General features: G+C 68.8%; 17 protein-coding genes. 4 read left to right on the top strand and 13 right to left on the bottom strand.

What is annotated here, in order from left to right; all coding sequences use genetic code 11:
- The 3 genes from GGR13_RS12380 to GGR13_RS12370 all read right to left on the bottom strand — a co-directional run bounded on the left by GGR13_RS12380 (window position 1) and on the right by GGR13_RS12370 (window position 1856).
- Complete coding sequence (locus tag GGR13_RS12380; RefSeq protein WP_343060411.1) at window positions 1-465, bottom strand: NlpC/P60 family protein; 465 nt, start codon at window positions 463-465, stop codon at window positions 1-3.
- Window positions 466-575: 110 nt separating this feature from the next.
- Window positions 576-1229, bottom strand: coding sequence for a baseplate hub domain-containing protein (locus GGR13_RS12375; RefSeq protein ID WP_183213855.1), 654 nt, complete (start codon window positions 1227-1229; stop codon window positions 576-578).
- 9 nt (window positions 1230-1238) lie between these two features.
- Window positions 1239-1856, bottom strand: coding sequence for a DUF2460 domain-containing protein (locus GGR13_RS12370; protein WP_183213854.1), 618 nt, complete (start codon window positions 1854-1856; stop codon window positions 1239-1241).
- Window positions 1857-1928: 72 nt separating this feature from the next.
- On the opposite strand from GGR13_RS12370, the gene GGR13_RS12365 reads away from it, so the two are divergent.
- The gene (locus GGR13_RS12365; protein ID WP_183213853.1) at window positions 1929-2642 is read left to right on the top strand and encodes a DUF805 domain-containing protein; all 714 of its coding nucleotides are present in this window, start codon (window positions 1929-1931) and stop codon (window positions 2640-2642) included.
- Between the two features lie 6 nt (window positions 2643-2648).
- Here GGR13_RS12365 and GGR13_RS12360 read toward each other — a convergent pair whose 3' ends face one another.
- From GGR13_RS12360 to GGR13_RS12330, 7 genes are all read right to left on the bottom strand, one after another.
- Entirely contained in the window at window positions 2649-3185 is a 537-nt protein-coding gene (locus GGR13_RS12360) for a phage tail tape measure protein (RefSeq protein ID WP_183213852.1), read from the bottom strand.
- Entirely contained in the window at window positions 3182-3385 is a 204-nt protein-coding gene (locus tag GGR13_RS12355) for a phage tail assembly chaperone (protein WP_246347835.1), read from the bottom strand. The genes GGR13_RS12360 and GGR13_RS12355 overlap by 4 nt, the downstream gene beginning before the upstream one ends.
- Window positions 3382-3669: a GTA-gp10 family protein gene (locus GGR13_RS12350; RefSeq protein ID WP_183213851.1), complete on the bottom strand. Its 288-nt coding sequence runs from the start codon at window positions 3667-3669 to the stop codon at window positions 3382-3384. Before GGR13_RS12350 ends, GGR13_RS12355 begins: the two co-directional genes overlap by 4 nt.
- Entirely contained in the window at window positions 3669-4079 is a 411-nt protein-coding gene (locus GGR13_RS12345) for a phage major tail protein, TP901-1 family (protein ID WP_183213850.1), read from the bottom strand. The genes GGR13_RS12350 and GGR13_RS12345 overlap by 1 nt, the downstream gene beginning before the upstream one ends.
- Before the next feature lie 28 nt (window positions 4080-4107).
- A complete protein-coding gene (locus GGR13_RS12340) occupies window positions 4108-4524 on the bottom strand; it encodes a tail completion protein gp17 (protein ID WP_183213849.1) in 417 nt (138 codons plus the stop codon).
- On the bottom strand, window positions 4521-4787 hold the full coding sequence (locus GGR13_RS12335; protein WP_183213848.1) for a head-tail connector protein: 267 nt from the start codon (window positions 4785-4787) through the stop codon (window positions 4521-4523). Before GGR13_RS12335 ends, GGR13_RS12340 begins: the two co-directional genes overlap by 4 nt.
- Before the next feature lie 189 nt (window positions 4788-4976).
- Window positions 4977-6239: a phage major capsid protein gene (locus tag GGR13_RS12330; RefSeq protein ID WP_183214118.1), complete on the bottom strand. Its 1263-nt coding sequence runs from the start codon at window positions 6237-6239 to the stop codon at window positions 4977-4979.
- A 435-nt stretch (window positions 6240-6674) separates the two neighbouring features.
- On the opposite strand from GGR13_RS12330, the gene GGR13_RS12325 reads away from it, so the two are divergent.
- Complete coding sequence (locus GGR13_RS12325; protein WP_183213847.1) at window positions 6675-8279, top strand: globin-coupled sensor protein; 1605 nt, start codon at window positions 6675-6677, stop codon at window positions 8277-8279.
- Between the two features lie 2 nt (window positions 8280-8281).
- Entirely contained in the window at window positions 8282-8758 is a 477-nt protein-coding gene (locus tag GGR13_RS12320) for a chemotaxis protein CheW (protein WP_246347834.1), read from the top strand.
- A gap of 280 nt (window positions 8759-9038) precedes the next feature.
- Here the strand turns inward: GGR13_RS12320 and GGR13_RS12315 are convergent, their stop codons facing one another.
- From GGR13_RS12315 to GGR13_RS12305, 3 genes are all read right to left on the bottom strand, one after another.
- Window positions 9039-9728, bottom strand: coding sequence for a hypothetical protein (locus GGR13_RS12315; protein WP_183213846.1), 690 nt, complete (start codon window positions 9726-9728; stop codon window positions 9039-9041).
- Between the two features lie 72 nt (window positions 9729-9800).
- A complete protein-coding gene (locus GGR13_RS12310) occupies window positions 9801-10055 on the bottom strand; it encodes a hypothetical protein (RefSeq protein WP_183213845.1) in 255 nt (84 codons plus the stop codon).
- A 572-nt stretch (window positions 10056-10627) separates the two neighbouring features.
- Window positions 10628-11515 carry a DUF4349 domain-containing protein gene (locus GGR13_RS12305; RefSeq protein WP_183213844.1) on the bottom strand — a complete coding sequence of 296 codons (888 nt, stop codon included), beginning with the start codon at window positions 11513-11515 and terminating at the stop codon, window positions 10628-10630.
- 315 nt (window positions 11516-11830) lie between these two features.
- Here GGR13_RS12305 and GGR13_RS12300 point away from each other — a divergent pair, with 315 nt between their 5' ends.
- Window positions 11831-12187, top strand: a complete 357-nt coding sequence (locus tag GGR13_RS12300; protein ID WP_183213843.1) for a hypothetical protein — start codon at window positions 11831-11833, stop codon at window positions 12185-12187.
- Window positions 12188-12315 lie beyond the last annotated feature (128 nt).

The raw sequence follows: 12315 nt of genomic DNA, 5'->3' as shown, positions 1-12315 counted from the left end.
TCACCGCTCCTTCGGAAAGCGGAACACGGCCGCCCGCCGCCGCATCCACCAGGGCCCCATCCAGCTCTCGACCACCGCCCGTCCCCAGTAGGCGTGGATCATCCTCGGCTCCGGCCCGGACAGGTCGCTCAGGATCGCGCAATGCTTCACCGCGCACCCCTCGCTCATCCGGAACAGAACCACATCGCCGACCGCCATCGCCTCCACCGGCACAGCCGCCAGCCAACGCCCCGCCGCCTCCAGCAGCGTCTCGCGCCCGCCGACCTCGGCCCAGTCCGGCGAATAGGGCGGCACCGCCTCCGGCTCCTCGCCCACCAGCTCGCGCCACACCCCGCGCACCAGCCCCAGACAATCCGCCCCCTGCCCCTTCACGCTCGCCTGATGCCGATACGGCGTCCCCAGCCACCCCCGCGCCGCCGACGCAACACAGCGGTGGTGGGGCTTCTCCTCCCCATCGCCCGCGATGGGGAGGGGGACCGCGCAGCGGTGGTGGGGCATTCCTCCCCACTCCGTGGGGAGGGGGACCCCGAAGGGGTGGAGGGGCTGGTTCCGCCCCCCGGACCTGAACCTGTCCATCACCGCCTCCCCCCGTCATGCCGTCCACCGACGACCGGCGAGGCCGTCAGGAAGTCGTCCCCCGGAATCCCCGGAAAGCCCCGGAAATTGATCCCGTTGCCGAACACCCCGACGCAGGTCGCCCATCGCTTGTCACAGCCGCCCGCCTCCGCCGCAGCCGCCGCATCGACCCCGCACCGCCGATCCCCCAGAACCGCATTGCAGCCCCGGCCATAGGTCCGCCCCACGACCCGTTCCAGCGCCGCCAGCGGCCCTTCCACATCGGCCAGGAACCGCCCGGTCTCGTGCCGGATCCGCGCCAGGGTCCCCACCCACAGTCGTACCCTCAGGTCCGGCCTCTGCCAGTCCACCCGGAACACCTCGACCGAGGCCCCGTCGTAAAGACCGCCCGCGATATCCGCCTCGGTCAGGGCCGCATCGTCCAGCGCCCCGACTGCCGAAAACGACCCGGCCGCCAGCCCGACGCTCCCGTCGGCGGCACCCGCACTCCACCCGCTCGCCGCCCGGCAGACGACACCGTCCACCGTCAGGTCCCGGTCGTGGTCCGTGAAGCCCGTCACCGTCCCGTCCACCCGGCGCACTCGCCAGACATGGCACAGGCTCGCCGCCCCGCTCTCGATACGGGCGGCCAGTTCATCCGGAACATGTCTCATATCCCGCCCTCAGACCCTGAGCTCGATCAGCGGCACCGCCGCCATCCGTCCCGCGCCAAAGGTCTCCAGCGTCACCTCGATCCGGTCGCTGTCGAACCGCACCGGCACATCGAACACGAACCCTGAGCTGACCGGCGCTCCGGCCCGTGGCGCGACGGCCAGCGTCACCACTCCCGTCGTCACGTCGACGGCAAGGTCCGGGGCCGCCAGGACCGCGTCCCCGACCGCGACCCGGACCGATCCCTCGACCGGCTTGGTGATCGGCCGCAGCAGATCGCCATAGGCCTTGGTCAGGGCAAAGGTCCGCTGCACCCCGTCCCCGGTCCCGATCGCCTGGTCCGTGGCCTCCGGCGTGCCGCCCGGACCGCACGACTGGAAGTCGGCAAAGTCCCGGAACCGGAACCCGTACAGCCGCCCCCGACGCGCCTCGAAGAAGGCGGTGAGCGCCGCCATGTCGGCCAGCGATCGCAGGTTGGCCCCGACCAGATACCGCCGACGCCCGTGGGCCCAGGGCGTCGACCGCCGCTCATGTCCGGACGCCAGCGTCGTCACCTCGGTCCGCCGCTCGACGCCGCCCGTCGATCCGAACGCCAGCCGCGTGGGCAGTCTCACCTCGTGAAAGGCCATGGGCCGGTCTCCTTCGGCTTGTCCCCGCATCGCTGTTCGGCCATGCTGCGCCTGCGGCACAGGGGACAGTCGATGCGTGGAATTATTCTGGACTTTGATCCGGTCGCCTCGACCGGTCGGATCAGCGGTGACGACGGCAATCGCTACGGCTTCGTCAGCGCCTCGCTGCAGGCCGGGGCAACGGTCCGGTCGGGCCAGAAGGTCGACTTCGTGGCGGACGGCGACAGCGCCACCCAGATCGTCACCCTCGTGGACACGCCGTCACCGTCCCGGGCCGAGGTCTTCGGCAATCGCTCCGGCGCAGAGCCCGCCTACGATTTCCGGACAGCCCTGTTTGCCTTCAACGGCCGGCTGCGTCGGCAGCATTTCTGGATCTCCTGGCTGATCCTGCTCGGCGTCGGTGCCGTGGCGAATTTCATTCCGATCCTCGGGGTCCTGATCTCGATCGGCCTGATCTGGCCCAACCTCGCCATCACCGTGACGCGACTGCACGACATGGGACGATCGGGCTGGCTGGCGGCCATCCCCTATGCCGTCAGCATCGTGGGCATGATCGTCGCCGTCAGCATGATGGGCCTGTCCATCTTCACGAACTACGATGCCCTCGAGCGCGAGGATCCGGCCGCCATCTTCGCCCTGGTGGGTCCGATTTTTGGCGTGATCGGGCTCGTCACCCTCATCTCCCTCGGTTTCCTTCTGTGGATCGGCGTGACGGAAAGCCAGCCCGGAGAGAACCGCTTCGGCCCCAACCCGAAACATCCGATCGACTCCAGCGTCTTCAACTGACGCCCGTCACATCCGGCGCGCGCCCAGGGCCACGGCGCGCGCCAGCATCTGGGCGATCTGGGCCTCGGACCGGATCAGTCCCGGCGCGCCGCCGTCGACCCGGACATTGACGACCACGCCCGCCCCCGCGCCAGCAGGCTCAATCGTCCCTGTCCCCGAGGGCCGGAACACCTCCGGCCCCCGCTCCCCGACCAGATAGGCCCCGCCTGCCAGCACCGGCCCGCCATCCGCACGGCTGCCACGAAAGGCCCCGCCGACCGCCTGGACGACGGCCTCGGCCAGTCCACCCGAACCCCGCGTCCCGCCCGCAGCCGCGCTGACAGCAGCCACCACGGCCCGCGCCAGCTCGGCCAGGGACACCTCCCCGTCTGCCGCCGCGCGGCTCAGCGACCGCGTCAGGCTTTCGCCCGCCCGTCCGAACGCATCCTCGATCGCGCCCGCCGCCCGCTCTGCCGGCTCCCGCAGGTCTTCCAGCGCCGCCGCAGCCTCGGCCGCCCTGAACGGAACACTGTCCAGACCCTGATCTCCGAGCCGGTCCGTCATTCGATCCCTCCCGTCGCCCGCGCCGCGTCCGTGTCCGGCCACTGCCGCGCCATCTGTTCAAGGACGGCCCGGCCCGGTGGACCCGCCCCCCCGACCTCGGCCGTCAGCATCCGCCATTCCTTCAGCGACAGTCGCCAGACCGCCTCCGGGGCGACCCCCGTCCGCACCCCGGCCTGCAGCATCCCGGCCCAGTCCATCATCGCGCCGCCGCCTCGAAGGCCGAGACGATCGCGCGCGCCGCTTCCGCCGGTCCGGCCCGCAGAGCGAGGTCTGCATCCTCGCCGCCTCCCCGCAGCAACGCCGCCAGCACCCGCCCCAGATCGCTTGCCGACAGCACCCGCATCCGCCCGCCCAGGCCCTCCAGCCCCTGCAGGCCCAGCGCCGTCTCGATCTCTGCCAGCGCCCCCAGCGTCAGACACAGCCGGCGATCTGCCCCCGCCAGCACCACGGCGACCTCGCCCCGCACCCCGTTCACCGGGATCATCACAGGACCTCGAAGGTGATCTCGCCGGCACTGGCCAGGCTCATGGCAAAGGTCGCCTCGCCCTCATGGGTCCCGGCATATTCCAGCGCCGCCACCAGGAACGGCCCCTCCAGCACGCCAAAGTCCGGCACGATCAGGCGCCAGCGCCGCGCCGTCTGATCGAAGAAGGCCTCGCGGATCAGGGCATCGGAGGCCGCGTCGCGAAAGATCCCCTGCCCGACCACCGCCGCCGACTTCACCCCGGCCCCGTCCAGCAACTCGCGCCACCGCCCGGCGCTGTCGCCGTCCGTGGCATCCACGCTGCGGGCATTCAGGGCGAGGGTCCGTGCCCTCAGCCCCGCGACGGTCGTGAACACGCCCGGCGCGCGCTCGATCTTCAGCAACAGGTCCTTGCCGCGTTGTGCCGCCATTCGCGTCTCTCCATGAAAAGGGTTTGCCTCACGCACCGATGTCTTCGGTCACCGCCCGCACCTGGATGATCCCGACCGCCGGCTTCAGTCCGGGTCCGGGAAACACATCGGCGAACGTCACGCCCAGCGACACGGTGCGAACCCCGGCCTCACTCAGCCGGACTTCCTCCAGCGCCTGCCGCACGGCCGCCACGACCGCCCGGACCTCCGGAACCCCGCCCACGGTCGACAGCACGCGCAGGCTCAGCCGATGCTCGATCCCGCATCCGTCCGCGGGCACCGGCCGGCTCTCGCTGCGTTCGATCAGCAGGTGCGGATAGGACGCCTGCCTCGGCCCCTGGTCCCAGACCCGTACCGGTTCGCCCAGACAGGCCTTGACCCCCGCATCGGCCCGCAGATGCCGGACCAGCGCCGCGTGCAGCGCCGCCCCGTGATCGCCGCTCACAGCCGCACCTCTCGGTACGGGGCCAGCCAGGCCTCGACTGGCCCCGACACCATCTCCGGGTCCCCCCGCTCATAGGCGCGCAGCACCAGCATCAGGATCGCCAGCTTCAACGGCGCCGGCGACGTCGACGTCAGGCGCACCCCGACGTCATCCTCGACCCGCGCCCGCGCGGCCTCGATCAATGTGGCGATCAGCCGGTCCTCCGCATCATGCCCGACGCGCAGGAACAGCTTCGCCTCCGCCAGACTGACGGGTGCGGTCATGGGAATTCTCCGATGTCGAAAGACCCTCTCCCCCTGCGGGAGAGGGCTTGAGCGCCCGCGAGCCTCGCGAGCGGACTTGCGCGAAAGGGTGAGGGGTCCCGCCGCCGGCTCGTATCAGCGCGGCTGCAACCCCTCATCCGTCACGCTGCGCGTGCCACCTTCTCCCGCAAGGGGAGAAGGCACATCACCTCAGCCCGCGCTGAACCGCATCACCTTGATCGCGTCGAAATTCTGCACCCCGCCGCCGACGCGCTTGGTGGTGTAGAACAGCACATAGGGCTTGGCGGAATACGGATCCCGCAACACTCGCACCCCCGCCCGGTCCACGATCAGATATCCCCGCCCAAAGTCGCCGAACGCGATCGACAGGCTGTTGGCCGCCAGGTCCGGCATCGTCTCGATCTCGGTCACGGCATAGCCCAGCAGAGACGCCGTCTCGCCCGGCCGCGTCGCCGGGGCCCAGATGTAGTTGCCGTCCGCGTCCTTGAATTTCCGGATGGCCGAGACCGTCCGCCGGTTCATCACGAACCGCCCGTTTGGCCGGTAACGGGCCCCGGGCGCATAGACCAGGTCGATCAGCCGGTCGGTCGGATTGGGCCCGCCAAACGCGCCTGCCGCCCCCGACGCGACCGATCCGATCTGGCCCCACGCGTGGCCGGCATCCGCCACAACCGGATAGGACAGGAACCCCTTGGGCTTGTTGACCCCGTCGCCGGTGACAAAGGCCTGGGTCTCCTGCGCCGCGAACGCATCCTCGACCTCGGCCGCCAGCCAGTCGTCCAGATTGATCAGGGCATCATCCAGCAGGGACTGGGTCGCGGCCGGGCTGGCGTAGAGATCGGCCGCCGGGAACTCCAGCAGGGCCAGTGTCGCCGGATCGGTCTCGGGCCGCGCCGCGGTCTCGGCGACCCAGCCCGAGGCGATCCCGGCGGTCGAGACCGGCTTGCGGAAGACGCCCGAGGCCACCGTCCGGACCGTGGCGATCTCGCGCATCGGCGACCCCGCCATCAGCCGCCGCTCGATCGCCCGCTCGGTCTCGGCCGGCACGATGTATCCGCCCGAGGTCGGGGCCGACGACAGCCCCGCCTTCATCTCCAGCCCGAACGACGCCCCGGTCCGGACGTATCCCTCGAACGCCGCCTTCTCCTCCCCGTGAAACGGGGAGGTGGCGCGACCCGCGGTCGAGACGGAGGGGCTGCCCGACCCGGACACGCTCCCAAGTTCCGGCCTCAACGCCTCGCTCACCACCCGGTCCAGCCGCGCCTGCGCCGCCGACACCGCCTGGTCGATCCGCGCCACCTTCTGCTCCAGCAGGACATCGGCGGACGCCTTCTTCTCGATCTCGTCCAGCCGGGCGTCATTGGCCCCTTTGAACGCCTCGAACGCCGCCATCATCTCGTGCAGGGCAGCGCGCGTCTCGGGCGTGCCCGATACGGTCTTTGTCTCTTTCATCATGGTCTCCGGTTTGCCCCTCCCCGCGGGAGAGGACTGGGTTACGGTCGCTTTCCTCTCCACAGCCTGGAGAGGAGGACCGCGAAGCGGTGGTGGGGCATATCCTCCCCACACCGTGGGGAGGGGGACCGCGAAGCGGTGGAGGGGCTGCGTCCACCCCACCGCCCGCCCGTGTCTACATCTCCCGGCCCCTCCACCCCGCTGCGCGGGGTCCCCCTCCCCATTCTGCGAATGGGGAGGACAAGGCATCTCCTCCCCACAGCGTGGGGAGGGGGACCGCGAAGCGGTGGAGGGGCTGCGTCCGCCAGCGCGAACGTCACCCCCGTGTCCTAGGGAAGATTACGTAACGTTCTGGTAAGGCTGTATTATCCGCACGAGCCGTAGGGTTTTTCCCAGGACGACCGAGGGCCGCCCGACACTGCGGGAACTGCATTTATGTCCAACGAAGCGATCGACAGCCGTATCAAATTCATGAGGCTCGATGATGCCGCCATAGCGCGCATCCGGTCCATCAAACCCCTGATCCTGAAGGAAATGCCCGCCGCGCTGGACGGGTTCTACGACCAGGTCCGGGCGACGCCCGAGACCCGCGCCTTCTTCAAGGACGACGTCCATATTGACGGGGCCCACAAGAAGCAGATGGCGCACTGGGACGTCATTTCCAGCGGCCAGTTCGATGAACACTACGCCACCGGCGTCAACAAGGTCGGCCATGTCCACGCCCGCATCGGTCTGGAGCCGCGCTGGTACATCGGCGGCTATGCCATCGTGCTCGACACCATGGTCGGCAAGATCGTCGAGAGCCGCTGGCCGAAACATGCGCTCAACACCCGGGGTGTGACCGCCCAGTCCACAGCCGAGGAAGTGGGGGCCCTGGTCAAGGCGACCCTGCTGGACATGGACCTGGCCGTCTCGGTCTACCTCGATGCCCTCGAGGAACAGCGCCAGCAGGCCGAGGCCGCGCGCCAGAAGGCCGAAGACGAGCAGAACGTCCTGTTCAGCGCCCTGGCTGACGGCCTCAAGCGTATGGCCTCGGGCGACCTGACAGCCCGGCTGGAGATCGACGTCGATCCCCGCTTCCAGGGCGTGAAGGACGACTTCAACACCACGGTCGAGACCCTCGCCCGGACGATCCAGTCCATTTCCGGGTCGGCGAACGCCGTCCTCAACGGCTCCCTCGAGATTGCCTCGGCCTCCGATGACCTGTCGAAACGCTCCGAGCAGCAGGCTGCGTCCCTTGAGGAAACAGCCGCAGCCCTCGAGGAGATCACCGTCACCGTGAACCGCACGGCGACCGGCTCCCGCCAGGCATCCGAGGCAGTGGCGGCGGCCCGGAGCGATGCCCAGACCTCCGGAGACGTTGTCCAGCGCGCGATCGCGGCCATGGGCGAGATCGAGAAATCCTCGTCCGAAATCAACCAGATCATCGGCGTCATCGACGAGATCGCCTTCCAGACCAACCTGCTGGCCCTGAATGCCGGGGTCGAGGCCGCCCGTGCCGGGGATGCGGGCCGAGGCTTTGCCGTTGTCGCCCAGGAAGTCCGGGCGCTGGCCCAGCGATCGGCGGAGGCGGCCAAGGAGATCAAGGGCCTGATCTCGACCTCGAGCAAACAGGTCAGTCACGGCGTGTCGCTGGTCGGCGAAACCGGCGACAGCCTCGGCCGGATCGTGGAACAGGTCGCCGCCATCGATGGCCTGGTGTCCGAGATCAGTTCCTCCGCCCAGGAACAGGCCTCCAGCCTCAGCCAGGTCAACACCGCGGTGAACCAGATGGACCAGATGGTCCAGCAGAACGCCGCCATGGTCGAGCAGACCACCGCCGCCTCCTTCTCGCTCAAGACCGAGGCCAGCGAACTGGACGGACTGGTCTCCAGTTTCCGGACCGGCGAGACCGCCACCACAGCCCGCCGGGCCAACCCGGTCCACGCCGCCCAGGCCCGGATCGAGGCCTTCGCCCGGCCCCAGGCCAGGCCATCGCAGGCGCCGGCGCGTTCGGCTGGCAACACGGCCCTCAAGGCCGACGCATGGGAAGAGTTCTGACGATGACCGCCTATGAGAACAACGCCAGCGGACCCGGCAGCATGCTGGAACTGATCTCCTTCGAGATCGGGGGTCAGGAATACTGTATCGACGTCCGCTCGGTGCGCGAGATCCGGGGCTGGACCCCGACCACGCCCATGCCCCAGACTCCTGACTACATCCTGGGGGTGATCAACCTGCGCGGGGCCGTGATGCCTGTCCTCGACCTGCGCTGCCGGCTTGGCCTCGGCAAGACGGAACCGTCATCGCGCCACGTGATCGTCGTGATCCAGCACGAGACCCGCATGGCCGGCGTCCTGGTCGACGGCGTGCAGGAAACCTTCCAGCTGGCCGCCTCCCTGCTCCAGGCGCCGCCCGCCATGGATTCGGACGCCACCCATCAGTTCGTCGACGCCATCATCCCGATCGAGGGCCGCATGCTGTCGCGCCTCGTTGTCGGCGCCCTCCTTCCCCTCGAGTCCGTGACCGAACCCGCCTGATCTCCTCCCCGCACCGCGGAGAGAGGGACCACAAACCGCTGGCCGAGCCTTTCCTCCCCACACCGTGGGGAGGGGGACCGCGAAGCGGTGGTGGGGCCTTTCCTCCCCACACCGTGGGGAGGGGGACCGCGAAGCGGTGGAGGGGCTGCGTCCACCCCACCGCCCGCCCGTGTCTGTATCCCCGGCCCCTCCACCCCGCTGCGCGCGGTCCCCCTCCCCATTCTGCGAATGGGGAGGACTACGCTTTCCTCCCCACACCGCGAAGCGGTGGAGGGGCCGCCTATTCCGTGCGCTGCCGCTGCACATACACGGCGGCACTGCCCGTCAGGATCATCCCGAAGACAATCAACGCCCACTCCGAAAGGGTCGGGATCGAGGCAATGGCCGCCGCCCGGGTCACCGTGGGCGACCCCGCGACGGACGCCGAACTGACGCCTTCATCACCGATCCCCTCCGCGCAGTACTGGGGCTGTGACGCATTCCCGGCCCAGCGCATGCACGCGCCATTCGTGAGGGCCTGCATCGCGAAATCGGTCGCATAGACATAGGAAAAGCGGGAGTCCGGCCCCCCTGGCTTGCCGTCCAGATAGGGTGGACCCGGCAGTCTCTGGACCTGGATATCATACTCCACGGGCACGCCCGCGCCGTTGGTCGCGACATTCACGGTCTGAAGGGCAGCGGTCCGGGTGTAGCTGGATGCCGATCGGATGCCATCATCGACGCTGAAGCCGATCACGCGCCACCGATGGTCGCCGGGCATGAGGTTGGCGGGCAGCGGCGCGCTGAAGGTCAGCGAAATTTTCGGCCGCATGGCCTTGGAATAGATCGCGCATTCCCCGACCGTGCATCGGTTCGAATTCTTCACCGTGTCATACGGCTGGCCCAGGAAGGTATAGGTCGTGGCCTGTGCGGCCGCATCGCCCGCGATGAAGGCGCTGGCGAGGGCCAGGGCCGGAAGAAGGCTCTTCATGTCTGACTCTTTGGGACGTTGGTCGGAAGGGTCCGGATCCGCCGTTGCAGCGGACGGGTGCTGGCCGGGACTTCAGCCGTCCGGCGGGCCCGTCACGGCGATGTCCGCCAGACAGTTTGCCGACCGCAGGATCTCGAACATCGTCATCTGCCCGGTCAGATACGGTGCCTGCTCGCGCAAGGCGGACACCAGAAAGGGGATCATGGCGCGATGATCCGGGCCGCTGGCGATCAGTCCCAGAGCCACGCTCAGGTCGCGATAGGTCAGCCCCGGCATCGCGTCGTCCAGGGATCGTGCAGTGTCTCTCGTCATCCTGGTGGTACTCATGGTTCACCCCTTCTGCGGCAGGACCGGGTGATGACCGACACCGGCCGGCTGTCCGTTCTGCGGATCGCCAGGTTCGATCATCGATCACTGGGATACCGACGATCGGTGAACTGGCGGCTAAAAGGCGTGGTGTAGGCGTCAGGCCGATTCCGGGGTCCAGGACGCCGGGAATCCCCGGCGACCACCCCGTGCAAAAGGCCCCGGACTCCACCGCCTGACGCCGGCACCACGCGCGAGCCGCGACAGAATTGGCCTGTCCTTCAGGCCCTTGCCTCAACCGCATCCCTGACCCCGGCAAGGCCCGGACCGGCCCCCCGACCGATGGCCCCGTCCCGATGCCTGCCGCCTCGCCGATTAAGCCTAAGCCCCGCTAATCACCCTGCGCACCCACCCGCTTTCCTCCCCACACCGTGGGGAGGGGGACCGCGAAGCGGTGGAGGGGCTGCGTCCGGGTCACCGCCCGCCCGTGGAACGGCCCGGATTTCAGCCGCGCCGGGACGGCGGCTTGCCCCTCTCTGGGATCGCCGCCTTCCGTTTGAACGTCTGCTGAAGGTCGAACCCCGTCCCGGCCATCATGCCTGACGCCTGTGCCGGCGGCGTTGCCTCAGGATGAACCAGACGACCGGGCCCGCAATCAGACCGATCGGGATCAGCACGGCCACGATGGTGATCAGCACGCCGACGGTCGCCATCATGGCGCTGAATGCCCCCTGGACCGCGTCCACGACCGGTCGGAAGGCGCTGTCGGGCGCCAGTTGACCCGCCGAGCGGTATTCGATCGACAGGCGCGATGTCGCGACCCGCGTCCGCATCTCCGCCAGGGTCGATTGCTGGGCGTCGATCTCGCCCTGAACGCGTGCCAGTTCGGTCTCCACCTTCAGCAGATCCTCAAGCGAGCCGCTGCGGCTCGCCAGCAGGCCCTGCAGCCGGTCCCGCAGCGTCGTCTGCGCCCGCAACCGCGCCTCGGTGTCGATCAGGGACCGGGTCAGGTCCTCGCTCTCGGTACTCGACCCGGAAACACGGCCCCCCGCTTCACGCGCATCCTTGCCCAGCCCGTCGCGAAACTGAGTGATGAACGACGGGATCGCCCGGATCTCGAGGCGTGCCACCAGCGCATCCCGGCCGGTCCGGGTCGTGTCCGACCCGATGACCTGGCAGACCGCTGCCCCGGCCGACGTGCAGGCCTGCTCGTGCCGCGCCATCAGGCCCGGTGCCCGATCGACGGGAACCTCCAGGCCATAGTGATAGACATAGGCGATCCGTGGCGCGGTTCCTGCGGCGGGCGTCGCCGCGGGCGCGCCGGGTTCAGCCGGTGCCGCGGCCTCCGTCATCCGCGCGGGCTCGACCAGCGCGACGTCCACAGTCGAGTCGACCGACGATTCCGCCCGATCCGCGTCGGCCTGCCCACACCCGGACAAGGCCAGCCCCGCCACCATCGCCAGCATTCCGATCCTGCGCATCGTCGTCTCCTGAAGGCCCCGATCACGATTCCGTGATTGCGCACGCAGATCGCGGCGAAATGACGACGCGCCAGGACGACGGCTCAGCAAATGGCCGCGTTACCGGAACGCTTGGCACCGCCCGGAAAATGCCTGCCCGGGACCGAGATCGGACATGACCTCGCCGCCGGAAAGGTGACCTTGGGAACTGCCGCTAGGGGTGGCTAACGGACGCTGCCATGTAAGCGTCCAGGAGAGACGCACTATCTTGACGGTCGTGCTCAATAGACGCGAGCGGGCTTCTAGGATTAACTTGGTCCAGGCATGGAGGCAGGCATGAGATCCCTGATTTTTGCGACGTTGGCGACTCTGTCGTTGGGTTCGATTGCAACGGCTACGGAACCGCTGAACGACCTCTCGGGACGTCAGATGACTGTCGTCGATCAGCAAGGTGAGCGGACCGTCATCCGGTTCGAGTCAGAGGGTATTGTGCGCGTTACAACGGCAGCAGGAGATGCGTCCGGTCGATGGAAAATCGCAGATCGCCAACTCTGTTTCGAGTTCGAAGGTCAGGAAACTGACTGCTGGCCGTGGGACGGGACAATGCCAGAGGGAACCGCTGTTCCGGCCTACAATGGCAACGGTCCTTTCGTGCTCGTGACACTCGAGCCTGCGCTAGACGCGGAACCCTAAGGCGCTCCAGGCGACCGTTGGCGCTTAGGTTCGCTTTGGGTCGAGATCGGACCTCACTTGGCCGGCGGAAACCGGACCTTCGCTTGATCCTCCGAAAGCAGACCTTCCGAACTGCCGCCTAGGGTGGT

Source organism: Brevundimonas variabilis, from assembly GCF_014199945.1.
Classification (GTDB): Bacteria; Pseudomonadota; Alphaproteobacteria; order Caulobacterales; family Caulobacteraceae; genus Brevundimonas; species Brevundimonas variabilis.
This window is presented reverse-complemented; position numbering and strand designations above follow the sequence as displayed.

Bases quoted from the DNA above. Each gene is read 5' to 3' on its own strand.
- GGR13_RS12375 (WP_183213855.1), bottom strand. From the start codon at position 1,229: ATGAGACATGTTCCGGATGAACTGGCCGCCCGTATCGAGAGCGGGGCG.
- GGR13_RS12370 (WP_183213854.1), bottom strand. From the start codon at position 1,856: ATGGCCTTTCACGAGGTGAGACTGCCCACGCGGCTGGCGTTCGGATCG.
- GGR13_RS12365 (WP_183213853.1), top strand. From the start codon at position 1,929: ATGCGTGGAATTATTCTGGACTTTGATCCGGTCGCCTCGACCGGTCGG.
- GGR13_RS12360 (WP_183213852.1), bottom strand. From the start codon at position 3,185: ATGACGGACCGGCTCGGAGATCAGGGTCTGGACAGTGTTCCGTTCAGG.
- GGR13_RS12355 (WP_246347835.1), bottom strand. From the start codon at position 3,385: ATGATGGACTGGGCCGGGATGCTGCAGGCCGGGGTGCGGACGGGGGTC.
- GGR13_RS12350 (WP_183213851.1), bottom strand. From the start codon at position 3,669: ATGATCCCGGTGAACGGGGTGCGGGGCGAGGTCGCCGTGGTGCTGGCG.
- GGR13_RS12345 (WP_183213850.1), bottom strand. From the start codon at position 4,079: ATGGCGGCACAACGCGGCAAGGACCTGTTGCTGAAGATCGAGCGCGCG.
- GGR13_RS12335 (WP_183213848.1), bottom strand. From the start codon at position 4,787: ATGACCGCACCCGTCAGTCTGGCGGAGGCGAAGCTGTTCCTGCGCGTC.
- GGR13_RS12330 (WP_183214118.1), bottom strand. From the start codon at position 6,239: ATGAAAGAGACAAAGACCGTATCGGGCACGCCCGAGACGCGCGCTGCC.
- GGR13_RS12325 (WP_183213847.1), top strand. From the start codon at position 6,675: ATGTCCAACGAAGCGATCGACAGCCGTATCAAATTCATGAGGCTCGAT.
- GGR13_RS12320 (WP_246347834.1), top strand. From the start codon at position 8,282: ATGACCGCCTATGAGAACAACGCCAGCGGACCCGGCAGCATGCTGGAA.
- GGR13_RS12315 (WP_183213846.1), bottom strand. From the start codon at position 9,728: ATGAAGAGCCTTCTTCCGGCCCTGGCCCTCGCCAGCGCCTTCATCGCG.
- GGR13_RS12310 (WP_183213845.1), bottom strand. From the start codon at position 10,055: ATGAGTACCACCAGGATGACGAGAGACACTGCACGATCCCTGGACGAC.
- GGR13_RS12305 (WP_183213844.1), bottom strand. From the start codon at position 11,515: ATGCGCAGGATCGGAATGCTGGCGATGGTGGCGGGGCTGGCCTTGTCC.
- GGR13_RS12300 (WP_183213843.1), top strand. From the start codon at position 11,831: ATGAGATCCCTGATTTTTGCGACGTTGGCGACTCTGTCGTTGGGTTCG.